This window comes from Azoarcus sp. L1K30 (genome assembly GCF_018122735.1).
Taxonomy (GTDB): domain Bacteria; phylum Pseudomonadota; class Gammaproteobacteria; order Burkholderiales; family Rhodocyclaceae; genus Parazoarcus.
The window spans coordinates 139,055-163,336 of record NZ_JAGRRD010000001.1 but is presented as its reverse complement, the minus strand read 5'-3'; the positions used below and the strand labels follow the sequence as shown (position 1 = coordinate 163,336).

Here is a 24,282-nt window from a genome sequence, read left to right as displayed (position 1 = left end):
CTTCCTCAAGCGTAAACGTCGGTCAGCAGTGCGTCTGCATCCGGAAACGGCGAATCGACCGCGAAGGCCACTGCGGTATCGATCTGTCGCCGTGCATCCGCATCCATGTCGGTGAGCCCGGCAGCGGTGACCTGGCCCGATTCGAGCATGCGCGCCTGCAGGCGGGGCAAGGGATCGCGCTGGCGCCAGGACGCCAGCTCCGCGGGATCGACATAGCTCTGGTCGTCGGGTTCGAAATGGCCGCGCAAACGATAGGTTCGGGTTTCGAGCAGGAAAGGTCGGCCGCTGACGCGAATGGCATCGAGCGCCTCGGTGGCGACCGCCCGCACGGCCATCACGTCATTGCCATCCACCGCCGCGCTGTCGATACCATGCGGAGCCGCAAAGGCGGCGATGCTGTCATTGACCATGGTTTCACGCCGATGAACGAATGCCTGCCACTGGTTGTTCTCGCACACGTAGAGAATCGGCAGTTGCCATACTGCAGCGAGATTGAGCGATTCGTGAAAGCGACCTTCGCAGGCGGCGCCGTCGCCAAAGAAGCAGACGACGACCCCCTGGCGCCGCAGCATCTTCTGCGACAACCCCACCCCGGTCGCCAGCGCGAGCTCCCCACCAACGATGGTCGAGGTCAGCACCACGCCGAGTTCCTTTGCGGAGATGTGCAGCGACCCGCTCTTGCCCCCGCAATAGCCCCCGCGCCGCCCCATCACCTCGGCCAGCATCCGCCCAGGATCGGCGCCCCGCGCCAGCAGGTGGCCGGCGCTGCGATGATTGGTCAGGATCAGGTCATGCTCGTCCAGCGCGGACACCACACCAACGGCGGCGGCCTCCTGCCCCACCGCCGTGCAGGTGCCTGGCACACCGGACTCCGCCTGCAATGCCGCCGTGCGCTCCTCATAGTGTCGAATCAACAGCATCGCCTGCAGCAATTCGTCAGGCCGCCCTTCATATCGTCTGATGCCCATGCCATCCTCCAGATAGAGTGCATCGCCGGCCTTGATGCCGACGCGCTGAGGCGCACTCTATCCACGCGGACCGCATGCGGGAATTCGCTTAGCAAACACTTAGGAAATCGCGAGGAAACTTTTAGCTTCGGCTGCCGCCGCGCTCGGAGAGCACCAGTTCGCGGCTGACTTTGAGGGTGAATCGACCGCGGCCGCACTTTTCGATTCGCACTGGCGCGTCGCGCTCGATCAGCCTGCGCGCAAGCAGGATCAGCCGCGCCTCGAGATTGTCGGCAAGATCGGGAAGCCGGATGCGCTTGTCCAGGCGCAGTTCGCGATTGGAAAAGCGGATCTGTCCCTTATTCACATAGTCGCTCACCAGCACCCGGAAGATGGCCCCCGCCACCCCCTTGATAAGGTAGTCGCCATCCAGAAACACGCTGTCATTCTCGGCATAGTGCGCCACCAGCACCGGCGCACCGCTCACAGGGGGCGGCACCACATCGGCAATGGCGACGTCATCATGAACATCCAGTTGCTGCAGCAGGCGAATGCCGGCACCGAGATGCCCGGCAAGCGTCACCAGCGCATCCTCGTCATCGTAGCTGAAGCGCAGATCCTGCTCGCTCTCGACATACAACATGCCAATCAGCCGCTCGCAGGCCAGAATCGGCACCGCCAACTGGCTGCAAGACGCGGCCAGTCCGGGCAGGGGAATCTCGGTCTCGATGCCAGCGATACCGCGTTGCTCGAGGCTGTTGCGGATCGCGCGGCCATAGCTGTACTCGGCCGTGAAGTGACCGATGCGGATCGGCGTGCGCTCGCGCGCCGCCACCCCGATCACTCCGCTGCCGAGTGCGATCTCCGACCCCACGCCGGACACCGCATAGCCTCTGCTGGCAAGCGTAAATAGATGACCGCCAGCCTCATCCAGCATCAGCACCATTGCATGCCCGATGCCGAAGTAAATTTCGAGACCGTCGAGCAGGCGCGCGAGCAGGTCATCCAGATCCGCAGCCGCACACAGGCTGCGGGTGCAGGCACGCAATGCCGCCAGCAGATTGCGCCGCGGCGGTGGCGAAGGCAGCGGTTCGCCCGCCACCTGTTCGATATCGAGGACGTGATAGATATCCGATCCTAGCAGATGGAACACGCCGCTCATCCCGGTGTGCGAGGCAATACCTGCGAGGCGGGCTTTCATGTTCTCGAACAGGGGGCCGCTGTCCTCGGTGCGCAGATAGCGCAGGCTGAGGCGGTACTGGGCCCCGGTGTGCGGATCGATCACCGACACCCGGGCATAGGGCGAGGCCAGGATATTGCGCCGGGTGGTGTTGAAGAACTGGTATGACAGCGCAACATGCTCGCTATCGACATACTGCACCTGAGACAGATAGGCCACGTTCGGCGTGCCGTCAGCGGCACAGGTGGCGATATTGCCCGGCACGACGCCTTCGAGGCACTCGCGGATCGCGTCGAGCTTGATGCTCATCTCGCCCCCGCCAGGGGTTCACCGGCCTGCGGCCCCGGGGTCTGCGAGAATGCAGAAGACGGCGTAAAGCGGACGGTCGCCAGATCATCCGGGCGGCAGGCGAGCACTGCGCGCACCATCGGCACCTCGTGCCCGAAAGGTAGCAGCACCGCAGCAAACTGATCGCAATAGTGCGCGGCCAGTTCGACATCACCCGCCTCCGGCCTCAGCACCATGGCATCGACGCCCTTGAGCTGCAAGGTACGGTGCGTCGGCGGATCGCTGAACACCGCAGCAATCAGGCCGTTGCGCCGCACCGCCTCGAGGACTTCAGCCGCTGCAGACTCCCGAAGGAGCAACGTGACCGTACTGCGATCGGCTGACAATCGGCAACCCAACCCACGGACAAGCGCCGGAAAGCCGCCCGACCGACAGGCGGCAACATTGATCGACACCGCGCCGGTGATGAACCGAGCGTTGTCAAGATCGAGAACAGGTGGGGCATTCAGTGGCATCGTGCTGGAATGATAGCCAGCTTTTACGCCACTTACAGCAGATTCACATGCCCCGAATTACACCGGCTCATGCCTCGCCAATAGCCCGCCGCAAGACACGCGAAAATCAACCCGGCGGCATTGGAAACAGTACCACCGGACCGGCAGGTGCCTGACCCGGTGCAACGTAGGACGGAGCCTCCTCACCTGCCGCGCCCAGAGAATGCACGAAACGATAGATCGAGCGCAGATCGTTATCGGACATGTCGCGCAGGCTGGGTGCCGGCATGGGCGGACGGTACTTGCCCGCGCGCGCGGCCTTGAGCCAGTCAGTCTCCGACACGCGCGCGAAATAGCGCCGCAAGTTTGTCGGATAGGTCGTGCCCCAGGGCCCATGCCAGCCAAGCCGATCTCCGGTGAGCCATTGTTCCTGTGCAACCATGCCACCACCGCTCGCATAGCCAGGCGTATGGCAGTCATTGCAGCCAGAAATCTGCACGAGATAGCGGCCCCGCGCCGCCGAGGCGCCCTCCTTCGTGGCGGCGTCTCCGGCATGAGCGAAAAGTGGCGTGGCAAGCAAGGACGCAGCAGCGCACAACATCGACAACTTGGACATCAAGGTCTCCTCAAGGTATTTCGAATGCTGATTTCCCGAACGATCCCCGATCGCTACCGTCGATGCATCGTGGCGGGGACAGGGCAAAGTCTGCCTTCCTGGCGATAGCCGGTTCACTAAATTCCAGTCCTGAGAATGCTAAGAATTCGCTAAGCGAGCTGATAACCCGCGAAATCAAGCACTTTCAGGAAGGCGCCGCCCCCCTCTGGAGTCTGAGAGACTGGAACCCGAAAAGGCCGGACTGGGATGAACGCCAGAGGACCGTTCTTGGGGGTTCTGCAACCCAGGCGCTCGACCTGCTCCGGCTCTCGGGCACGCTGTTCCGGCTCCGGCCGGTCCCATCCGGGTGAGCGAGCCGCTCCTTCATCCTGCCCCGATGCACGCCGGCGGCGTGCGCAAGCCGTATGCACACTTCCTTGACCTGCATCTGAAAACGCGGCGCGAAGCGCTGTTAGACTCGCCGCGGTCCATTACCAGAGGAGAAATCGTGAAGCCCTTTGAATTTGCCCCCATGCCCACCCAGGACGGCTATTTCGGCAACTACGGCGGCCAGATCGTGCCGCCGGAACTCAAACGGATCATGGACGACATCGATCGTGCCTATGAAGAGATACGCCACCAACGTGAATTTCAGACCGAGCTGACGATGCTGTATGCCGACTATGTCGGCCGCCCCAGCCCGATCTACCTGGCCCGCCGGCTCAGCGAGCAACTGGGCGGCGCGCGCATCTACCTCAAACGCGAAGACCTCAACCACACCGGCGCGCACAAGATCAACCACTGTCTGGGCGAAGCGCTGCTGGCCAAGTACATGGGCAAGAAGAAGGTGCTGGCCGAGACCGGCGCCGGCCAGCACGGCGTGGCGCTGGCCACCGCCTGCGCGCTGGTGGGCATCCCCTGCGAGATCCACATGGGCCAGGTGGACATCGAGAAGGAACACCCCAATGTCACCAAGATGAAGATTCTCGGCTGCAAGGTGGTGTCGGTCACGCGCGGCACTGCCACGCTCAAGGACGCGGTCGACAGCGCCTTCGAGGAATACCTCAAGGACCCGGAGGGCTCCATCTACGCCATCGGCTCGGTCGTCGGCCCCCACCCCTTCCCGAAGATGGTGCGCGACTTCCAGAGCATCATCGGCCGCGAAGCGCGCGAACAGTTCCTTGCCAGGACCGGCAGGCTGCCTGACGTCATCACCGCCTGCGTCGGCGGCGGCTCCAATGCCATGGGTCTGTTCACCGCCTTCCTCGAAGACCATTCGGTGAAGATCGTGGGCGTCGAACCGGCCGGCAAGGGGCTGGACACCCCCGACCATGCCGCCACCCTGAGCAAGGGCAAGCCCGGCCAGATCCATGGCATGAAATGCTATGTGCTCGAGGACGACGCCGGCGAACCGCTGCCGGTGCACTCCATCGCCTCCGGCCTCGACTACCCGGGCATCGGCCCCCAGCATTCGTATCTCAAGGACCTGGGCCGGGTGCAGTACGACACCGCCACCGACGACGAGTGCCTCGACGCCTACATGACCCTGTCGCGGGTCGAAGGCATCATCCCCGCACTCGAGAGCGCCCACGCCGTCGCCTGGGCCATGCGCACCGCGCCCACGCTCGATCCGGACAAGACGATTCTCGTGAACCTGTCCGGCCGTGGCGACAAGGACGCGGACTACGTGGCCGCACGCTTGGGCCTGTAAGACCGGAAGGCGGCGTCAGGAACCCGCCTCCTGCCGCAATGACAGTTCGAAGGCCTGCTGGACCTGAAGGTCCAGCAGGCCTTCGATTTCCGGGATGCGCCCGGAGAAGACGTTCTTCTTGTCCTTCTTGTCGACCGTCAGCAGGCCGGCCTTGATGGCATGGTGCGGAATGGCGTTGACCAGGTCGCGCAGCGTGATGCCATCCTGCATCTTGCCCTCGAAGCGGAGCAGCACGAAGCGCTCCGAGGCAATACAATCCGCATATGCCCAATGTACTTTTCCCCATTCAACCACCGCTTTCCGGCTTGATCGGCAATCTGTTGGTCTGCACGCTGCCCGGTGGCCCTTACCTCTTGCCAGCGACATTGCAGCCGATGCTGGTGTTCGTCCTGAATGGAGAAATCCGGCGAGAACTGCCCAACGGCCACGAGCAACACCTCCCCCAGTTTGGCCTGAGCGGCGCCACCAGCGGCACGCGTCGCGCCAGCGCCACGCCGGGTACGCAAATCCTGCTTGCCTCGGTGCTACCCGGGCAATTACCGCGATTATTCGGTTTCTCAGCCTCGTCCGTCATTGAAGAGTTCGTTCCCCAGATCGATCTACTGCCACGGCCAATGCTCGCTGAGTTAAGCGAGAAACTGGCAGCCAGCGCATCGACAACAAGCCGGGTCGCGCACTGCGAAAGTTTTCTTCAAGCCTTGCTGGCCATGCAGGCGCAACGCACCGCCGACCTGGTCGTCCCCCAAGACTGGCTGTTTCGCCCACTCACCGACATCGCCGACGCCTTCGCGCTCAGCTCGCGCCAGTTCGAACGGCGTTTCAACCAAAGCTACGGCCAGAGTCTGCGCGCTTTTCGCCAGCAGGCCCGCTGTAGCCGCATGCTCGTCGACCTGGTCTTCGGCCGTCGCCGGTTCGCCGCCTGGGCCGACATCGCGACCAGTGCAGGCTATTTCGACCAGGCCCACCTGAGCCGCGATCTTCGCCGCTACACCGGTTACACCCCGGCCATGCTCGGCCGGCAACTGGCCGGGAATGATCCCGCCCTGTGGCCTTACCGCCTGAGTTCGCAGCAGGTTTCCCATTTGTTTGGCACGACGGCCAGTTGAACGATGTCGTTTCGGTACAAGACCGGGGCATTGTCCGGCCGGTAAATTGGCCGCATGTCCCACGGAATCGTGTCCCCATGCCCGTCAAACTCCCCGCCTCGTCCGCCCTCGCCGCCGAACAGGAGGAATATCCCTACGGCGACAGCAAATGCCACCCGGTGCTGCGCCAGACAGTCGGTAGCGATGAACTGATTGCCACCTTCCTGGCCGCCACGCCCGCTTGGGCCGACAGCCTGATGCGGGCGCGCGACCAAATTGTCGGCGTCTTCGGCCTGAAAACCACCGGCCCGCGTCAAGGCGTGCCACAAGCGCCGTTCCGGGTCAGCCAACAACTCGGCGTTTTTCGTATCCTGCACCTGGCGCCCGGCGAAGCCATTCTCGGCGAAGACGACCGGCACCTCGATTTTCGCGTTTCATTGTTCTGCGCCAGCGGGCAACTGCGAGTCAGTACCCTGGTCCGCCCGCATAACGCCGTCGGCTGGCTTTACCTGGCCATCGTTCTGCCCTTTCACCACCTCATCTCGAGCGTCATGGCCAGGCGGATGGTCAGGATCATCAACAACGGTGCCACACCATGAATCTCCTCGATACGCTGAGCGCCAGCCGCGCCGCCGAGGAAATCGCTGCCGGTCGCCTGAGCGCCGTCGATCTGTTCAATGCCTGCACGCAACAGATTACCCAGCACAATCCGGCGCTCAACGCCCTGGTCACCCTCGACCTGGCCGGAGCCCGGCGGGTGGCCGAAGCAGCCGATGCCGTCATCAGGCAATCCGGCAGACCGAAAGAGCAGCCTCTGCTCGGCATTCCGATCAGCATCAAGGATGCTTTCGCGACGCAGGGACTGCGCACCACCAGCAGTTTTCCACCCCTTGCCGATTACCGGCCAACCCGCGATGCGACCGTCGTTGCCCGCCTCAAGGCAGCTGGCGCCGTGTTGCTCGGCAAGAGCAATTTATCGGAGCTGGCTGGCGATCCGCAATGCTGGAGCCCGCTGTTCGGCCCGACACGCAATCCCTGGGATTTGGCACGAACGCCGGGTGGCAGTTCAGGTGGCGCTGCTGCCGCCATCGCCATGGGCTTTTCGCTGCTCGAAGCGGGCAGCGACATCGCTGGCTCGATCCGCATTCCTGCCGCTTACTGCGGTGTAACGGGTTTGAAGGCGACCGAAAACCGCATTCCGCGTAGCGGCCACATTCCACAGCTACCGGGCCGGCCGCGCACGGTACGTCACCTACTGTCTTTCGGCCTGCTCGGCCGGCGGGTCGCCGACCTCCAGCTCGGTTTTCCTCTGATTGCCGGGCCCGACGGAGAGGACTGCGAGGTGCCACCCATTCCAGCCGGTCTGGCGTTGCCGCCCGTCGAAAGACCACTGCGCATCGCCTGGTCGGACGATTTCGCCGGCACGCCGCTGTGTCGGCGCACCCGCCAGGGCCTGCAACAAGCCGTGAGCAAACTGCAAGCGGCCGGGCACTGGGTCGAACGATGCGCTCCCGACAGATTCGCTGTCGAAGAAGCCTGGCAGGCTTTCGGCACGCTGGCTGGCAGCGAAATCGGCCGCGGCCTGCCGACCCTGCAACGGCTGTACTTCCTTCTCGGCAGCGCTTTTCTACCCCGCCGGCAGATACTGGGCCGGGCCTTTATCGGCGGCGTGAATGCCCTACCCGGCCAATACAACGCGGCACTGGTCAGGCGCGAACAACTGATCGAGGCGCTCGAAGACTTTCTCGGCCAGTGGGATGTCTGGCTCTGCCCGACGGCACCGACAGTCGCCAACCCCGCTTTCCCCCTGTCCAGATTCCGCCCGCCGCCGAGCCTACTGATCGACGACCAGCCGCTCTCCTATATCGAGGCAACGATCAGCCTGACTGCGCCGTTCTCGCTGACGGGCAGCCCGGTGGTCGCCTTACCGGTCAGCGTTGTCGATGACCTTCCTGTCGGCATCCAGGTGGTCGGTCGGCGCTGGCAGGAAGACCAGCTCTTGCAGCACTGCCGGATATTCGAAGAATGCTTGGGCTACAGTCCACGACCACCGCTTGCGGGACGAGGCTACACGGAACAGGCCTCAGCAATAGCCGGCTAAAGATCAGCTTTTGGCTTCAACAACAGATATCAGACTATGGCCAAACTGTCCTGAGCTGAATAAGAGTACGACTCTTACATAGCGCTTGTTCATCTGCAAAAAAGCCCCCGCCGGTTTCCCGGCGGGGGCTCTTGACTGCATCCGACGCGTGAAAAGCGCCGATCTCGCGAATTACATCTCGACCGTAGCCGCCTGCTCCACGAACTCCGCAATCTGATCGAAGTTCATGTAGCGATAGACTTCGGCGGCCTTGGCGTTGACCAGCTTGATCTGCTCCATGTACTCCGGCACCGTGACGATGCGGCCGGCCAGGGCGCACATCGCGGCCAATTCGGCGGAGCCCAGGTAGACGCGGGTGTCGATGCCGAGACGGTTCGGGAAGTTTCGGGTGGAGGTGGAGATCGCCGTCGAGCCCTTGCGGATCTGCGCCTGGTTACCCATGCACAGCGAGCAGCCCGGCATTTCCATACGGGCGCCGGACTTGCCGAGCACGCCGTAGTAGCCTTCTTCGGTCAGGATCAGCGCATCCATCTTGGTCGGCGGGGCGATCCACAGACGGGTCGGGATGTCCGACTTGCCTTCGAGCACCTTGCCGGCGGCACGGAAGTGGCCGATGTTGGTCATGCACGAGCCGATGAAGACTTCGTCGATCTTGTCGCCGGCGACTTCGGACAGCAGCTTGACGTCATCCGGATCGTTCGGGCATGCCAGGATCGGCTCGGTGACTTCGGCCAGATCGATTTCGATGACGGCGGCGTACTGGGCGTTGGCATCGGCCTTGAGCAGCGTGCCATTGGCGATCCACTCTTCCATGGCGTTGATGCGGCGCTTCAGCGTGCGGGCATCCTGGTAGCCTTCGGCGATCATCCACTTCATCAGCGTGATGTTCGAACGCATGTACTCGACGATCGGCTCCTTGTTCAGGGCGATCGCGCAAGCGGCGGCGGAACGCTCGGCGGCGGCGTCGGACAGTTCGAAGGCTTGCTCGACCTTCAGATCCGGCAGGCCTTCGATTTCGAGGATGCGGCCGGAGAAGACGTTCTTCTTGCCCTTCTTCTCGACAGTCAGCAGGCCCTGCTTGATGGCGTAGTACGGAATGGCGTTGACCAGGTCGCGCAGGGTAATACCATCCTGCATCTTGCCCTTGAAGCGGACCAGCACCGATTCCGGCATGTCCAGCGGCATGACGCCGGTGGCGGCGGCAAAGGCGACCAGACCGGAACCGGCCGGGAAGGAGATGCCGATCGGGAAGCGGGTGTGCGAGTCACCGCCAGTACCGACGGTATCGGGCAGCAGCAGGCGGTTCAGCCACGAATGGATGACACCGTCGCCCGGACGCAGCGAAACGCCGCCACGGGTGCTGATGAAGGACGGCAGTTCGCGGTGCGTGCGCACATCGACCAGCTTCGGATAGGCGGCGGTGTGGCAGAAGGACTGCATGACGAGGTCGGCGGAGAAACCGAGGCAGGCCAGATCCTTGAGTTCGTCGCGGGTCATCGGGCCCGTGGTGTCTTGCGAACCGACGGTGGTCATCTTCGGCTCGCAGTAGGTGCCGGGCAGGATGCCGGCCACGCCGCAGGCCTTGCCGACCATCTTCTGCGCCAGCGAGTAGCCCTTGCCGTCGTCGGCCGGGTTCTGCGGCAGGCGGAACAGGGTGCTTTGCGGCAGACCGAGGAATTCGCGCGCCTTGGTGGTAAGGCCGCGGCCGATGATCAGCGGGATGCGGCCACCAGCACGGACTTCGTCGAGGATGACCAGGGTCTTCAACTGCGATTCAGCAATCACGGCACCGTTCTTGACCGCGGTGACCTTGCCGGTGGCTTCGTCGACCTTCAGTTCGATCTCGTCGCCCATGTCCATCTGACCGGCGTCGATTTCGATCGGCAGGGCGCCGGCATCTTCCATCGTGTTGAAGAAGATCGGCGCGATCTTGGAGCCGAGGCAGACACCGCCGAAACGCTTGTTCGGCACGAAGGGAATGTCTTGACCGGTGAACCACAGCACCGAGTTGGTGGCGGACTTGCGCGAAGAACCGGTACCGACCACGTCACCGACGTAGGCGATCAGGTTGCCCTTGGCAGCCAGCTTTTCCAGTTGCTTGATCGGACCGCGGGCACCCGGCTCGTCAGCCTCGATACCCGGACGCGGGTTCTTCAGCATGGCCAGCGCGTGCAGCGGGATGTCCGGACGCGACCAGGCGTCGGGCGCCGGCGACAGGTCGTCGGTATTGGTTTCGCCGGTGACCTTGAATACGGTCAGCTTCTGCGACGCCGGGACGGCCGGACGCGAGGTGAACCACTCTGCGTCAGCCCAGGATTGCATCACGGCCTTGGCGTTGGCGTTGCCGGCCTTGGCCAGTTCGGCGACGTCGTGGAAGAAGTCGAACACCAGCAGGGTCTTCTTCAGACCTTCAGCGGCGGTGGCGCCGCACTCGCCGTCGGCCAGCAGGTCGATCAGCGGCTTGACGTTGTAGCCGCCCAGCATGGTGCCAAGCAGTTCGGTGGCCTTGACCTTCGAGATCAGTGCACAGGCTTCTTCGCCCTTGGCGACCTTGGCGAGGAACTCGGCCTTGACCTTGGCTGCATCATCCACCCCGGCCGGAACGCGGTAGGTGATCAGCTCGACCAGGGCGGCTTCTTCGCCGGCCGGCGGATTCTTCAACAGGGCGACCAATTCGGCGGTTTGCTGTTTGGTCAGGGGCAGCGGCGGGATACCGAGGGCTGCACGCTCGGCGACATGGGCACGGTAGGCTTCAAGCACGGCGACTTCCTTCCAGTTTATAACGGTGGCAGGGGCTCCGACCGGGGTTCCCCCGCTCGGCTCAGAACATATTATATGTCTTTTATAAGACTTAGGGTGCAGTGCAACACCCTCGCCTATGGAAGACAAATTGGACGTCGCCCGATTCTACTCCGGTCGCCTCGTCGGGCAATAGACCTCGACACGTAATTTGCCCGCCCGCCGCGCGCATCGCGGTGACCGGAAGCCTTGGCAGCCAAGCCCTCGACGCGCGACAGCCCCAGCGCGGCGCAACCGACATTCGAACACGCTCGGCAAGCCTCTTTACCGCAAACGGACATGCGGAAAGTGGCATCGTCGAGGCATCGTGCCCACCATCGGCCCACAGGCGGGGATCGTCGGAGTGTACGGTTCCGGTAGCACGACTGCCAGCAAGGTGCATCGCCTTGCCTCGTGCGTGGAAGCCGCCCGATGGGGCAGAATGAGGGCCTTGAAACCTTGGCGCATGCGCGATGAAACCTGCTCCCTGCCCATGTGGCTCCACCACACCCGAATCGCGCTGCTGCGCCCCGGCGATCGATGGCGGCGTCCGGCCGGCCAGCGCAGAGGCGCTGATGCGTTCGCGCTACACCGCCTATGTCCGTCGCGATGAAGCCTACCTGCTGTCGACCTGGCATGTATCGACCCGACCCGTACCGCCGCTGTTCGATACGACCCCCTTGCCCAAGTGGATCGGCCTCGAGGTACGACGGCACAGGCAGATCGATGCCACCCATGCCGAGGTCGAGTTCATTGCCCGCTACCGGGTCGGCGGCCGGGCCCACCGCCTGCATGAAACCAGCCGCTTCGTCCTTGAAGACGGGCACTGGTTCTATGTCGATGGCGACATGCACGATACCGACATGCGCCCGGAAGCCCCCCTATAATCGAGTACGCCACTTTCCGAAGCCCTGCCCAAGAGAAGAACATGAACCTGGAAAAAGTCATCTTCGGTTTTTTCATCCTGCTGGCCGCCACCTTGAACTTCGGCTTTTTCGTGGGGGACATCGCCGACCCCGGTCATCACGACATCTACGAATTGTTCGCGGCCATCGTCGTAAGCCTGATTGCGACCATGCTGAAATTCGGTGATCGCACGCAGATTGGCGCGGTACACCTTGCAACCAGTCTGGTTGCAGACCTGCAACTGATCGCTGCGGCGATGGTGTGGGGCTACGCCGCGCACATCACGACCGCCGGAATCACGCCGGAAATGACCGCCAGAGTCGTCTCCCTTTCGGGCGGCGCATTGTTCGCCAACGTCGTATCGGTCGTGATCCTGATCGCGGAAACCATCATGCAGCGCCGCTGATGATCACCCCTCCGCTCGAACCGCTGGCGCGGCACCACAGCGTCTTTTTCCTGATCATGCGGCGCCTGCGGGTGCCGCTGATCCTGCTGATCACCATCGTTGCGGTCACGGTGCTCGGCCTGACTCTTGCGCCAGGCGTGGATGCGGAAGGCAAGCCGCATCACCTGAGCTTCTTCCATGCGCTGTATTTCGCCAGCTATACCGCAACGACGATCGGCTTTGGCGAGATCCCCTATGCGTTCTCCGACCAGCAGCGCCTATGGGTGCTGGTCTGCATCTACCTCTCGGTCGTGGGGTGGGCATACACGCTGGGGACGGTGTTCGCCATTCTCGCCGACCGCAACCTGCAGCAGGCCATCGCCATGCAGCGTTTCGTGCGCGCGGTCCGGCGCCTTGGCGAACCTTTCTATCTCGTGTGCGGCTACGGCGAGACCGGGCGTCTGATCTGTCATGCGCTCGACCGCCTCGGCTACCGCGCAGTCGTCATCGAGCGCGAGGAATCCAAGGTCGGGGAGATCGATCTGCAAAGCTATGCGGCGGACGTACCGACCATCACCGCCGATGCGAGCAACCCGGAGACGCTGCGCTATGCCGGCCTCACTCACCCTAGCTGCGTGGGCGTGATCGCGCTCACCAACGACGACAGCGCAAACCTCGCCATCGCCATTGCCGCGCGCCTGCTCGCGCCGGGCCTGCCCGTCCTGGCGCGTGCAGAGACGCAAGAGACCGCGGCAAACATGGCCTCCTTCGGCACGCCGCACATCATCAATCCGTTCGAGCGCTTCGGCGATACGCTGGAACTCGCGCTCCATACCCCCGCTGCCTGGCAGCTGCTGGGCTGGCTGACCGGCCTGCCCGGCACCCGGATCGAACTGCACCGCGAGCCGCCGCGGGGGCCGTGGATCATCTGCGGACACGGACGCTTTGGCAAACTGATGGTCGATGCGATGGACGCCGAATCGGTACCGGTCACCATCATCGACCTGCAGGCGCCTTTCGATTCCACACACCGCTGGGTAAAGGGAGACGGCACCGGTGCCGCCGCGCTCGAAGAAGCCGGCATCCGCAGGGCGGTCGGCATCGTGGCCGGCACCGGCTCGGACGTGGACAACCTGTCGATTGCCGTGACCGCGCGGGAGTTGAACAGGAACATTTTCGTGATCCTGAGACAGAACCACTATGCCAATCGCGCCTTGTTCAAGGCCTTCGGTTCCGACATCACCGTCCTGCCCAGCGAAATCATCGCCCACGAGTGCCTGGCGATTCTCAGCACACCGCTGCTGGCGCCCTTTCTCGGCGAGGTTCGCAGCCGTGATGACGAATGGTGCGCTTGGCTGCTCGATCGCATGACCCGGCGCCTGAGCTGGGATGTCCCGGACATCTGGAGCGAACGCATCAACCTGTCGCGAGCCCCTGCCCTGTACCGGCGGCTGATGCGGGGCGAAACGATCACGATCGATCAACTGCTGCGATCACACGGCAACCGCCACGAATACATCGCCTGCGAAGTGCTCTACCTGGTGCGCGACGACGATGACGATCTGGTCATTCCGGCGGCAAATACGCCGATACGCGCAGGAGACGAACTCCTTCTCGCGGGCCGACCCGGTGCGCGCAGCCGCTTCGCGCTCAATCTCACGAACGAGCATTCGCTCAACTACATCCTGACCGGCACGGACCTGCCGGGCGGCTGGATCTGGGAAAAACTGGCCCACCGCAAGAACAAGTCCGCACCAAGCCGCTTGCCCTGAGCACCGGACTGTGGGCTCAGGTCGCGGCCACCAGCACGATATCCTCGCCATTGAAGTGCACCCGCTGCCCGGCACGCAGCTTGGCCCGCTTGCGGCTCTCGGGATGGCCATCCACCCGCACCAGCCCGGCCTCGACCGCGGCATGCGCCTCGCCGCCGGACGTCACCAGATTGGCGGCCTTGAGCAGTTGATCCAGCTGGATATGGTCACCACGCACCGCAAACGTCTTCGTCATTTCCTGTCACTCTTCGATGCGTCGCATGGTCCGCGTGCGGCACACGCTTCAATGCACGACGCTCATGTCACAATGCGGGCATTGTCTCCCAACGTCTGCACCGATGACCAGCCCGCCCGCCACCCCACAAACCGATCTGCTCGAACTGACCGACCGATGCATCGCACGTGCGCTTGAAACCGGTGCCCTGCAACCGATCAGCACCGAACAGATCTCGATCACCGAACGCGGTTTCGACTTCTCGGTGCGCTGGGTCTCGTCACTCGAGCGCAAGAATGCGGCGAGGGTCGAAGCGGTCACCCGCCGCACCCCGGATTTCAACCCCTTCCTGCCACCCGAGCCGACGCTGACGGTAACCGCGCTGGGGCCGGACCACCTCGCGGTCCTCAACAAGTACCCTGTCATCGATCGTCACCTGCTGATCATCACGCGGGCTTTCGAAGCTCAGACCTCGCCCCTGCATGATGCCGACTTCGCCGCACTGGCTCAGGTCATGCGCGAACACGGCGGCTTGGGCTTCTACAACGGCGGCACCATTGCCGGCTCCAGCCAGGCACACAAGCACCTGCAATGGGTGCCGGCAGGAAACCACTTCGACACCTTCACCGCTGGCCTTGCCGCGGACGGCGAGGCCACCGACAACCCCGCGCTGCCGTGGCGACATGCCTTCGTGCGCCTGTCGGCATCCGACTGGGCACAGGGCGCGATCGGGGCGCACCTGCGCGACGCCTTCGTTCGCGCCTGCGCAGCGCTTGGCCTGCCTGTTGCCACCGACCCGATGCCGCCTTACAACCTGCTGCTGAGCCATGATTGGCTGCTCGTGGTTCCCCGCAGCCAGGAGCGGATCGACGGCATCTCGGTCAATGCGCTCGGATTTGCGGGATCACTCTTCGTCCGTCACCGCGAACAGATCGAACAATTGCGCAGCGTGGGACCACTTGCGCTACTGACCCGCGTCGGCCAGCAGCGCGATTGACGCCGGTGCCCCGCTGCGCTCGAAGACCCACCCGCAATGGTGGCGCCTTCAGCGGTCAAGCCGGACAGACATCCGCCTCGCATGTTGGCGCAGCCGGTTGAACATGACCCGGATGTGGGTTCGGCAAGGGCGGCAGATTGATTTTCGCCCGTAGTTCGTCGCATTTCGGATTCGGCGTGCCATCATCGAAATAAACCGGAAACTCGCGGCAAGGCGTTGGCCGGTTCTCATAGATCGAGCATGACACCTGCTGCCCGAGCGTGCCCTGCAGCGCCGAACAACGCCGATTCACGTCGTTGCTACCCTTCATGCAACGCATGAAAGCGTTGAGCTTCTCGGTCATCGCGGCGGGCACGAATCCGCCAGGCGCATCATCAGCCTCACCCCAGTAGAACGAAATTCGGAAATGCGTGCAGCAGATGCCGCAGTCGAGACAAGGATTGAAAGCGTCCATTGCGCACCAGTCGATGACGAATTCAACGCTCCCGGATGGGACCGTTTCCGCATCGACCTGGCACATCGGCTTACTGAAGACGGTCGCCACATCGATCCGGCGCGCGAATTCTAATCTTCAACCGACACTGCGCAACAAGTATTTATTCTTTTATTTCAACACCTTGAAAATATATTTTGGACCAATGTTTCGCACCGGCGCGTTGGCACTTGCTCAACTATTGAGCGCACCGCAACACTTCTTGTATTTCTTTCCACTTCCGCATGGGCAGGCATCGTTGCGTCCGGGTTCGGCCGCAGCCGGCGCCGCCGGCGCTTCGGCAGAGAGAGGCTGCGGCGCCGGCAACGCCATGTCGCGCCAATGCGAGAAAATGTCATTGACGGCCTCACCTGCGGCGGACAGCCAGCCAAGACGGGTTTCGTCGTCTGCGACACCGGCAGCCTCATCCTGCCACGGCGCCAGAACCGTATTCAGGGTTTCCTGCACCGCTTCGACGACATCTTCGGCCAGACCTTCGCGCCAGTCCTTGCGCCACGCTTCCAGGCCCTGGGTGAAGCCCTCCATCCACTCTTCGCCGAGCTTGATCGTGTCGGCCTCGGTGATGGCAAAACAGAAGGGCTCCCAGCAATGCTCGTCGTCGTCATCGAGTCCGAGCGTCGTAATCATCTCGTTGTGATAGGCCAGGACCAGGCGGATTGCCTTCTGCACCCCCTTGCCGGCACCAAAGCTCATGCTGTCTTCGTGCGCGGACCACACCGCCGGCAGCCAGCGCTCCACCGGAATCGGCTGAGGGGAAATCAGCACCCCGGCAAGAAAACCGTCGAGCATCTCGAGGTTCATGCAATCTTCGGGGACGACGTCCGACGTCAGCATTTCTTCGAGCGCTTCGAACGCTTCGTCAGACATCAACAGCAGGTTGCCCGAATCGTTACTCATCATTGATCTCCAGGATAGGCGAGGCGGCGATGTCTGCCGAGACAGCAATCCGTGCTGCCCGTGGTTCAGTCGACTTCAGTCACCAGACGATACAGTGTCTGACCGGAATCGCGGTACTTGCGTTCGAAAGGTGTCAGCGGCACCACCGCCTCGAAGGTCTCCCACGTCACCGTACGCGTCAGCACCTGCCCCAGCGCCACCGCGAACTCTTCGATGTAGACCTGCCAGTTGCTGCGGCACTCGAGCACACCGCCGAGCTTCGGAATGAAGGGAAACACCGGGTGCGCATGCCAGCGCCGCGACAGGTGGCCAATCTTGGGCCACGGGTTCGGATACAGGATGTAGTGGCGCGCCAGCCGCAGACCGTCGGCGTACATCAAGCGCCAGTAATCCACCAGGTCCGCGCGCGCAAACACCATGTTCTTCGGCAACAGGGCGTCCGGATACGGCTTGCGTCGCGACAGGCGATCCTGCGACTGATCGATGCCAATGACCCAATGATCGGGATAAGTGCGCGCGAGCTGGATGGTGCTGTGTCCGACACCGCACCCGGCATCGAGAATCAATGGCGCGCGTCGATCCCAGCCTGCCAGGCTGGCGACATAGGCCTCGCGGTTGTAGTCGGCAATCGGCTTGAGGAAGGGCTCGGCGAGGTGACGCGCCACACGCTCCGTCAACCTGTCGTGGACACCCTGCTGGGCACTGACCGGAATGGTCGAATTTGCGTAGCTCAATTACGTCTCTCGAGGTCAGGCTGCCAGGCGAACCGGCTCGGGAAGAATCCGCAGCGCCAGCAGTACGCGATCGATCTCGGTCAGGGTCTTCAGCGGCCGGATCGACTGGTAGAGCGCTTCGGCCTCCACATAGCGGCGGCGCAACATGTTCAGCCACTGCTTGATCCGCCCCGGGGCGTGATGTGCGGCCACCTTGGCCACCACCCGATCGCGAAACTCGGCAATCAGCGGTTCGAGCCGGGACCACTCGGCAGCACGAACAGCCTCGTCGTCGCCCTGTCCGTCGCGGATGCGGCGTGCAAGAAAGGGGTCGGTCACAGCCCCGCGTCCTAGCATCACGTCAGCCGCGCCCGACACCGCCCGGCAGCGCTGCCAGTCTTCAACCGTCCACACCTCGCCATTGGCCACGACCGGTACCGACACCACATCGGCGATACGCCCCACCCACTCCCAGTGCGCCGGCGGTCGATAGCCTTCGAGCTTGGTGCGCGCATGCACCACGATCTCGGATGCGCCGCCACCGGCCAGGGCCTGCGCACACTCGAGCGCCCGCCCCTTGTCCGCCACCCCCAGTCGCATCTTGGCCGTCAGCAACATGTCTCCCGGCAGCGCGCTGCGCACCGCATGCGCGATCCGGTGCAGCAATTCGGGTTCGTCGAGCAGGATTGCGCCGCCACGATGACGGTTCACCGTGGGCGCGGGACAACCGAAATTCAGATCCACAGCAGCCGGGGCGAGCATCGCCAGTTGCGCGGCGTTTTCCGCCATTGCCGCCGGATCGGAGCCCAGCAACTGTACCCGCACAGGCATTCCGCCAACCGCACGGCTACCGTGGTCGAGCTCGGGCACGATGCGGCGGAAGCAGCGGTGGGGCAATACCGAACCCGACACCCGGGCAAATTCGCTCACCGCACAGTCGTAGCCGCCGATACGGCTCAATACGGCGCGCAGCACATCGTCCAGCAGACCTTCCATCGGCGCGAGCAGCAGGCGCAAAATGATTCTCTTCTTGCAGTGGGTCAGCCGGGCATTGTAAACGAAGGCAGCCCACTCCGTACTTGCCATGCACTCAATAGTCGAGGATAATTGCGTGTTTTCAATTTAGGGTGGTCACAACCGCCACCCGCCGTACTCAGGAACTGACATGAAAGCGGAAATCCATCCCAACTACAAAGACGTCGACGTGACCTGCTCCTGCGGCAACACGTTCGTCACCCGTTCGACCCTCGGCAAGCCGCAACTGCACGTTGAAGTGTGCGCTGCGTGTCATCCGTTCTACACCGGCAAGCAGAAGATCGTCGATACCGCGGGTCGTGTCGAGCGCTTCCGCCAAAAGTACGGCAACGTACAGCGCGCGAGCTGAGCTGCGACCGGCAAGCCACGATAGCGCAACAACGTGCGCGCAAGCGCACCATGAAAAGGCAGCCTCGGCTGCCTTTTTTGTTTGTGCTCGGCGGTCGGTGTCGTCCCGACCCGTCATGCACAATGCAAGCGGTGCGCGAGCCCGATACAATGCACACCTTGCGGCCCAGGTCCGCCCATTTGTTACCGCCATCGAGCGCGAATGCCCCGCGACCCTCTCGCCCCCTCCCTGCTGCAACGCCGCATATACGGTACCGCAGGTCTGACCCTGCTGGTCGGACTCTACCTGCTGACCGGCCTCACCGGCCATGAGCCCTGGCGCGGTGACGACGCCCGCTACTTCGGCCCGGTATTCTCCATGCTTCAGGGAGAAGGCCTGCTGTTTCCGGCCATTGCGGGTCTTCCCTTCCCGGACTTTCCGCCCCTCTACTTCTGGCTCTCTGCACTGCTGGCAAAATTGACCGCCACGGTGCTGCCTGTACACGACGGCGCGCGACTGGCGAGCGTTGCATTTACCGCGATGGCGGTGTACTGGATTGCGCGTGCGTCGGAGCGCCTCTACGGCCGCCCGGCGCGTACGCCCGCTGCGCTGCTGACGCTGGGCTGCCTCGGCCTGGTGGTGCACGCCCACGAAACCCAGCCCATGCTTGCATTGATGGCCATGGTCGCCCTCGTCATCAACGGTCTCGCGCGCGTTCCCGCTCAACCGGTAGGCGGCAGCCTCCAGGCCGGCCTGGGCAGTGCGCTGGCGATGCTGGCCGGCGGACTGAGCGGCGCCTTGCTCACGCTGCCACTGTTTCTGCTGGTCATGACCACCTCTCCGGACTGCCGCAACCCCAGAGCCAGCGGTGGTCTGCTCGCGGGTCTGTCGGTGGCGACGATACTCGGTGCACTGTGGCCGCTGAGCATCCAGCTGACCGAGCCTGAATTGTTCGCGCTGTGGCTGCGCAACGAGTGGAATGCACTTACCGGCGACGTCATCAGCGCCGGCGAACTGCCCCGTCTTGCGGAATTGCTGAGCTGGTTCATGTGGCCGTTATGGCCGATTTCCCTTTGGGCATTGTGGCGGGCACGGCGCCACCTGCTCGAGTTGCGCTGGCTGCTTCCGCTGCTGTCGGCACTGCTCGCGCTGACTATCGTCATGGCAAAGGGCGACCTCTCCCCCGTCGCGCTACTGCCCCTGCTGCCGCCGGTGGCGCTGCTGGCCGCCGGCGGCGTCCCGCACCTGAGACGCGGCGCGGCCAACGCATTCGACTGGTTCGGAGTCATGACTTTCGCGGTGTTCGCCGTCCTGATCTGGATCGCCTGGACGGCGCAGGCCTTTGCCTGGCCGCCCGGACTTGCCCGTCACATCGCGCGCCTGACCCCCGCCTTCAGTCATGCCGACAGCATCCTGCGGCCGGCAGTCGGTCTCCTGATCTGTACCATTTGGGTCGTGCTGGTGTGGCGCCTGCCACGCACGACGACCCGGGCAACAGCAAACTGGGCGATGGGCATGACAATGCTGTGGTGCCTCACCGTCACGCTGTTGATGCCCTGGTTCGACTACGGCCGCAGCTACCGCCCGGCCATCGACTCGCTGCAACGTGCCCTCGCGCCGCACCAGGCGGAGTGCATCGCGAGCACGGGGATGCCCGACTCCGCGCGCAGCGCGCTCGACTACTACGCCGGCATCCGTCCGACCTTCACCCGCGACGGCACCACCCCGTGCCGCCTGCTGCTGACCTATACGTTCCGCAAGCCCGGCGACGACAAACCAGCCCCAGGCTGGCACACGATCTGGACCTTCCACCGCGGGGGGGGCAAACAGACCGAGATGTTCCGCCTCGATATCCGCTCGGACAGCGAATGAATGAGATGATGAATGCTGGAATTCAGCACGGTCGCTCCCTCCCCTTGAAGGGGAAGGACAGGATGGGGGTTTTGTTGCGAGCCTCGAAACCCATCCCCACCCCAGCCCTCCCCTTGAAGGGGAGGGAGCAAGAAACTACCCACCCGAACCAGATTAGCTGGCTCCTTCCCTTTTCCTGAATATAAATGGGGGGGAGGAACCAGGTGCCGACAATGACTTTTTTCGTTGCCGGGTTAATAAGCACTCACGCGCAGGAAGTTGTCCCGGTAGTGGCGCAATTCGCCGATTGACTCCTGGATGTCGGCCAGCGCGGTGTGCGCGCCCGCCTTCTTCACCCCCTTGTACACGTCGGGATTCCAGCGCTTGGCCAACTCCTTGAGGGTCGAGACGTCGAGATTGCGATAGTGGAACCAGGCTTCGAACTGGGGCATGTAGCGCACCAGAAAACGACGGTCCTGGCCGATCGAGTTGCCGCACATCGGCGACGATCTCGACGGCGTCCATTCCTGCACGAACGCCAGCATGCGGGCCTCGGCTTCGGCCTCCGACACGGCTGATGCACGTACCCGGTCGATCAGTCCCGATTTTCCGTGGGTGTTCTTGTTCCAGTCGTCCATCGCATCGAGCACGCTGTCAGGCTGATGCACCACGATGACGGGCGCCTCGGCAACCGTATTGAGATTGCTGTCGGTGATCACCACCGCGATCTCGATGATACGGTCGGTGTCGGGTTCCAGGCCGGTCATTTCCATGTCCAGCCATATCAGGTGATTCGGGTCCTGTGCCATAATCCTTGAGCCTTTCGTGCGCCGGGCGGCCTGGCCGCAACGGCAAGATGAAACAATCGGGCCCGCAATTGTGTCACACAATCGCAGTTCCCTTCCCGCTGGCACGCCCGCATGCAACCAGACTTGATCACCGTCCTTTTCTGCGTCGCCCTTGGCGCAACCCTCATCGTCAAGACCACGCTAATGGTGCGCCAGATCCGGCACGTGCGTGCCCGTCGCGGCACGGTACCAGCGGCGTTCGCCGACAGCATCGGACTCGATGCCCATCAGCGCGCGGCCGACTACACGGCCGACCGCATGCGCCTGAGCCTGGTGGAGCTGGCAGTTTCAGCGCTGCTCGTCGTGACGCTCACACTGGGCGGTGTGCTGCAGGCGATCAGCACGCTATGCACCGCAGCGTTCGAGCACGGCTCGCTCGCTCACGGCGTTGCACTGCTGGCCGCGCTCGGTATCGTGGGCTGGATCGTCGACCTGCCGTTCGCGCTGTACCGCACCTTCGTACTGGAAAAACGCTACGGCTTCAACCGCATGACCCCGGGCCTCTTTCTGTCCGACACCGTCAAGCAGACGGTACTCGCAGCGCTCATCGGCCTGCCGCTGCTGGCCGGCGTGCTGTGGCTCATGGGCGCAATGGGCACGCTATGGTGGCTGTGGGTGTGGGCAGTGTGGCTGGGGTTCAATCTGCTCGTACTGCTGATCTGGCCGACCTTCATCGCGCCGCTGTTCAACCGCTTCAGCCCGCTCGCCGACGAACAGCTCAAGCAGCGCGTCGAAGCCCTGCTCGAGCGTTGTGGATTTCGCGCCAAGGGTCTGTTCGTCATGGACGGTTCGCGCCGTTCCGCTCACGGCAACGCCTATTTCACCGGATTCGGGGCGTCCAAGCGCATCGTGTTCTTCGACACGCTGCTCGACAAGCTCAATGCCCGGGAAGTGGAAGCCGTCCTCGCCCACGAACTCGGGCACTTCCACCACAAGCACATCGTCAAGCGCCTGCTGGTGCTCGCGCCGGGCAGCCTCGCGCTTTTCGCACTGCTCGGCTGGCTGCTGCCGCAGCAGGCGTTCTTCGTTGGCCTCGGGGTCTCGCGCCCCGGAACCGCAGAGGGACTCGCATTGTTCTTCCTCGTCCTGCCGTGGTTCACCTTCGTACTGACGCCGCTGATGAGCCTGTGGTCGCGCCGGCACGAATTCGAGGCCGACGCCTATGCTGCCCGCCACGCCAGGGCCAGTGACCTTGTCAGCGCCCTGGTCAAGCTCTACCGTGACAACGCGTCGACCTTGACGCCCGATCCCGTCTACTCGGGCTTCTTTGATTCGCACCCGCCCGCGGCCGTTCGCATCACCCGCTTGCAGACCTGAAGCACCCGCCCGTCGCCGCAGCGCACAACGAGGAGGATGACATGTACCATCATCGACTGATCGCCATCGGCGTGCTCGCGCTTCTGAGTCTGCCTGCCGCGGCTACCGCGTTTCCGGACGCGGACATCGTGGCCGGCGAAAAGCATCACCAGAAGTACTGCATTGCCTGTCACGAACAGAAATACGGCGGCAAGGACGGCTCGGACATCTATATCCGCGTAGACCGCAAGGTCAACAGCCCGAGCGCACTGAGCCAGCAGATCACGTCATGCACTACCATGCTCAATCTCGACCTTTTCCCGGAAGATGAAATGAATATTGCCGGCTATCTGAACAAGCATTACTACAAGTTCAAGTGAATCGTCGCAGCGCAGGGAGCCGCAAGCACGGCCAGATACAGACTACCGGCACCGTCGTTGCCGCTTTCGGACGACACTACGAGGTCGACACAAAAGACGGGCGCCTGCGCTGTTACCCCCGCGGCAAACGCAGCAGTTATGCGTGCGGAGACGCCGTAGACATTGCACCGGCCGGAGAAGCGCAGGGCGTCATCGAGCACCTTCACCCCCGCCATAACCTGCTGTGGCGCTCCGACGCCTTTCGCGAAAAGCTGATCGCGGCCAACCTGAGTCATATCGGCATTGTCGTCGCGACCGAACCCGGCTTTTCCGATCTGCTGATTTCGCGCTGCATCGCTGCGGCCGAGAGCCAGGACATCACCCCCCTGATCGTGCTGAACAAGGCCGACCTCAAGGACCGACTCGAATCAGCGCGCAGCCAGCTTGCGCCCTTTGCCGCGCTCGGTTACCAGGTGCTCGAGGTGTCGGCGCTCGACGGTGCCACAAGCCTCAGCAATGCCCTCTCGGGACACCGCAGCATTCTTGTCGGCCAGTCCGGCATGGGCAAGTCGACGCTGACCAACGCACTGGTACCGGAGGCGGAAGCAGCCACGCGCGAGATCTCCACCGCGCTCGATACCGGCAAGCACACGACCACCTTCGCTCGACTCTATCCGCTCGGGGATGGCTGGCTGATCGACAGCCCTGGCCTGCAGGCTTTTGGCCTGGCGCATCTCGAGCCGGACGAACTTGCCGAGTGTTTCATCGAATTCCGCCCCTGGCTCGGCAAGTGCCGGTTCCGCGACTGTCGCCACGAAGCCGAGCCCGACTGCGCACTGCTCGGCGCACTCGCAGCGGGCGCGATCAACCCGCGCCGCTTCGAGCACTATCGCATCATCCGGCAGGAAATTACGGCAGCCAAGCAAGCCAATCCCGGCTGGTAGTACTGGCAGCCAGCCGTGCACGCAAAGCTTGAACGATGCGCGAGAAGAGAAGAACCGAATCCTCC

Annotated in this window: 25 protein-coding genes; 13 read left to right on the top strand and 12 right to left on the bottom strand. The window is 63.4% G+C overall.

Going from position 1 to position 24,282, the window contains the following annotated elements; all coding sequences use genetic code 11:
* Positions 1-5: 5 nt before the first annotated feature.
* From J5J83_RS00725 to J5J83_RS00710, 4 genes are all read right to left on the bottom strand, one after another.
* Positions 6-968, bottom strand: coding sequence for a thiamine pyrophosphate-dependent dehydrogenase E1 component subunit alpha (locus J5J83_RS00725; RefSeq protein WP_212344034.1), 963 nt, complete (start codon positions 966-968; stop codon positions 6-8).
* Between the two features lie 121 nt (positions 969-1,089).
* Entirely contained in the window at positions 1,090-2,436 is a 1,347-nt protein-coding gene (locus tag J5J83_RS00720; RefSeq protein ID WP_212344032.1) for a GAF domain-containing protein, read from the bottom strand.
* Positions 2,433-2,930 carry a hypothetical protein gene (locus tag J5J83_RS00715; protein WP_212344030.1) on the bottom strand — a complete coding sequence of 166 codons (498 nt, stop codon included), beginning with the start codon at positions 2,928-2,930 and terminating at the stop codon, positions 2,433-2,435. The genes J5J83_RS00720 and J5J83_RS00715 overlap by 4 nt, the downstream gene beginning before the upstream one ends.
* Before the next feature lie 106 nt (positions 2,931-3,036).
* Positions 3,037-3,525 carry a cytochrome C gene (locus tag J5J83_RS00710; protein WP_212344023.1) on the bottom strand — a complete coding sequence of 163 codons (489 nt, stop codon included), beginning with the start codon at positions 3,523-3,525 and terminating at the stop codon, positions 3,037-3,039.
* Positions 3,526-4,012: 487 nt separating this feature from the next.
* Here J5J83_RS00710 and trpB point away from each other — a divergent pair, with 487 nt between their 5' ends.
* Positions 4,013-5,215 (top strand): tryptophan synthase subunit beta, encoded by a 1,203-nt coding sequence (trpB, locus tag J5J83_RS00705; RefSeq protein ID WP_349251848.1) that lies wholly within the window; start codon positions 4,013-4,015, stop codon positions 5,213-5,215.
* A gap of 15 nt (positions 5,216-5,230) precedes the next feature.
* Here the strand turns inward: trpB and J5J83_RS00700 are convergent, their stop codons facing one another.
* Positions 5,231-5,449: a hypothetical protein gene (locus tag J5J83_RS00700; protein ID WP_212344021.1), complete on the bottom strand. Its 219-nt coding sequence runs from the start codon at positions 5,447-5,449 to the stop codon at positions 5,231-5,233.
* Positions 5,450-5,520: 71 nt separating this feature from the next.
* Between J5J83_RS00700 and J5J83_RS00695 the strand changes: the two genes are divergently transcribed.
* The 3 genes from J5J83_RS00695 to J5J83_RS00685 all read left to right on the top strand — a co-directional run bounded on the left by J5J83_RS00695 (position 5,521) and on the right by J5J83_RS00685 (position 8,401).
* Positions 5,521-6,321: an AraC family transcriptional regulator gene (locus tag J5J83_RS00695; protein WP_212344018.1), complete on the top strand. Its 801-nt coding sequence runs from the start codon at positions 5,521-5,523 to the stop codon at positions 6,319-6,321.
* Positions 6,322-6,398: 77 nt separating this feature from the next.
* The gene (locus J5J83_RS00690) at positions 6,399-6,899 is read left to right on the top strand and encodes a DUF2867 domain-containing protein (protein ID WP_212344017.1); all 501 of its coding nucleotides are present in this window, start codon (positions 6,399-6,401) and stop codon (positions 6,897-6,899) included.
* Positions 6,896-8,401 carry an amidase gene (locus tag J5J83_RS00685; protein ID WP_212344015.1) on the top strand — a complete coding sequence of 502 codons (1,506 nt, stop codon included), beginning with the start codon at positions 6,896-6,898 and terminating at the stop codon, positions 8,399-8,401. Before J5J83_RS00690 ends, J5J83_RS00685 begins: the two co-directional genes overlap by 4 nt.
* Positions 8,402-8,572: 171 nt before the next feature.
* Here J5J83_RS00685 and acnB read toward each other — a convergent pair whose 3' ends face one another.
* Positions 8,573-11,161 carry a bifunctional aconitate hydratase 2/2-methylisocitrate dehydratase gene (gene acnB, locus J5J83_RS00680; RefSeq protein WP_212344013.1) on the bottom strand — a complete coding sequence of 863 codons (2,589 nt, stop codon included), beginning with the start codon at positions 11,159-11,161 and terminating at the stop codon, positions 8,573-8,575.
* A 491-nt stretch (positions 11,162-11,652) separates the two neighbouring features.
* Between acnB and J5J83_RS00675 the strand changes: the two genes are divergently transcribed.
* Genes J5J83_RS00675 through J5J83_RS00665 form a run of 3 tightly spaced genes read left to right on the top strand, consistent with a single transcriptional unit; the run spans position 11,653 to position 14,242 of the window.
* Positions 11,653-12,066, top strand: a complete 414-nt coding sequence (locus J5J83_RS00675; protein ID WP_212344011.1) for a YchJ family metal-binding protein — start codon at positions 11,653-11,655, stop codon at positions 12,064-12,066.
* A gap of 41 nt (positions 12,067-12,107) precedes the next feature.
* A complete protein-coding gene (locus tag J5J83_RS00670) occupies positions 12,108-12,491 on the top strand; it encodes a DUF6394 family protein (protein ID WP_212344009.1) in 384 nt (127 codons plus the stop codon).
* Positions 12,491-14,242: an NAD-binding protein gene (locus tag J5J83_RS00665; RefSeq protein ID WP_212344007.1), complete on the top strand. Its 1,752-nt coding sequence runs from the start codon at positions 12,491-12,493 to the stop codon at positions 14,240-14,242. Before J5J83_RS00670 ends, J5J83_RS00665 begins: the two co-directional genes overlap by 1 nt.
* Before the next feature lie 16 nt (positions 14,243-14,258).
* Here the strand turns inward: J5J83_RS00665 and J5J83_RS00660 are convergent, their stop codons facing one another.
* Entirely contained in the window at positions 14,259-14,477 is a 219-nt protein-coding gene (locus tag J5J83_RS00660; protein WP_212344005.1) for an RNA-binding S4 domain-containing protein, read from the bottom strand.
* Positions 14,478-14,580: 103 nt separating this feature from the next.
* On the opposite strand from J5J83_RS00660, the gene J5J83_RS00655 reads away from it, so the two are divergent.
* Entirely contained in the window at positions 14,581-15,453 is an 873-nt protein-coding gene (locus J5J83_RS00655; RefSeq protein WP_212344003.1) for a DUF4922 domain-containing protein, read from the top strand.
* A 55-nt stretch (positions 15,454-15,508) separates the two neighbouring features.
* On the opposite strand, the gene J5J83_RS00650 is transcribed toward J5J83_RS00655, so the two are convergent.
* The 4 genes from J5J83_RS00650 to J5J83_RS00635 all read right to left on the bottom strand — a co-directional run bounded on the left by J5J83_RS00650 (position 15,509) and on the right by J5J83_RS00635 (position 18,573).
* Positions 15,509-15,907, bottom strand: a complete 399-nt coding sequence (locus tag J5J83_RS00650; protein WP_212352690.1) for a YkgJ family cysteine cluster protein — start codon at positions 15,905-15,907, stop codon at positions 15,509-15,511.
* A gap of 213 nt (positions 15,908-16,120) precedes the next feature.
* Positions 16,121-16,843, bottom strand: coding sequence for a YecA family protein (locus J5J83_RS00645; protein WP_249115571.1), 723 nt, complete (start codon positions 16,841-16,843; stop codon positions 16,121-16,123).
* A 65-nt stretch (positions 16,844-16,908) separates the two neighbouring features.
* A complete protein-coding gene (locus tag J5J83_RS00640; protein WP_212343998.1) occupies positions 16,909-17,577 on the bottom strand; it encodes a methyltransferase domain-containing protein in 669 nt (222 codons plus the stop codon).
* Between the two features lie 15 nt (positions 17,578-17,592).
* The gene (locus J5J83_RS00635; RefSeq protein ID WP_212352686.1) at positions 17,593-18,573 is read right to left on the bottom strand and encodes a tRNA-dihydrouridine synthase; all 981 of its coding nucleotides are present in this window, start codon (positions 18,571-18,573) and stop codon (positions 17,593-17,595) included.
* Between the two features lie 148 nt (positions 18,574-18,721).
* Here J5J83_RS00635 and rpmE point away from each other — a divergent pair, with 148 nt between their 5' ends.
* Together rpmE and J5J83_RS00625 are read left to right on the top strand one after the other, a co-directional pair.
* Entirely contained in the window at positions 18,722-18,940 is a 219-nt protein-coding gene (gene rpmE / locus J5J83_RS00630; RefSeq protein ID WP_212343996.1) for a 50S ribosomal protein L31, read from the top strand.
* Between the two features lie 201 nt (positions 18,941-19,141).
* Complete coding sequence (locus tag J5J83_RS00625) at positions 19,142-20,791, top strand: hypothetical protein (RefSeq protein WP_212343995.1); 1,650 nt, start codon at positions 19,142-19,144, stop codon at positions 20,789-20,791.
* 233 nt (positions 20,792-21,024) lie between these two features.
* On the opposite strand, the gene orn is transcribed toward J5J83_RS00625, so the two are convergent.
* Positions 21,025-21,579 (bottom strand): oligoribonuclease, encoded by a 555-nt coding sequence (gene orn, locus J5J83_RS00620; protein WP_212343994.1) that lies wholly within the window; start codon positions 21,577-21,579, stop codon positions 21,025-21,027.
* Positions 21,580-21,690: 111 nt separating this feature from the next.
* On the opposite strand from orn, the gene J5J83_RS00615 reads away from it, so the two are divergent.
* The 3 genes from J5J83_RS00615 to rsgA are packed head-to-tail and all read left to right on the top strand — an operon-like array spanning position 21,691 to position 24,217.
* Positions 21,691-22,935, top strand: a complete 1,245-nt coding sequence (locus tag J5J83_RS00615; protein WP_212343993.1) for a M48 family metallopeptidase — start codon at positions 21,691-21,693, stop codon at positions 22,933-22,935.
* Positions 22,936-22,976: 41 nt separating this feature from the next.
* Positions 22,977-23,294 (top strand): cytochrome c, encoded by a 318-nt coding sequence (locus tag J5J83_RS00610; protein ID WP_212343992.1) that lies wholly within the window; start codon positions 22,977-22,979, stop codon positions 23,292-23,294.
* Positions 23,291-24,217 carry a ribosome small subunit-dependent GTPase A gene (rsgA, locus tag J5J83_RS00605; protein WP_212343991.1) on the top strand — a complete coding sequence of 309 codons (927 nt, stop codon included), beginning with the start codon at positions 23,291-23,293 and terminating at the stop codon, positions 24,215-24,217. Before J5J83_RS00610 ends, rsgA begins: the two co-directional genes overlap by 4 nt.
* Positions 24,218-24,282 lie beyond the last annotated feature (65 nt).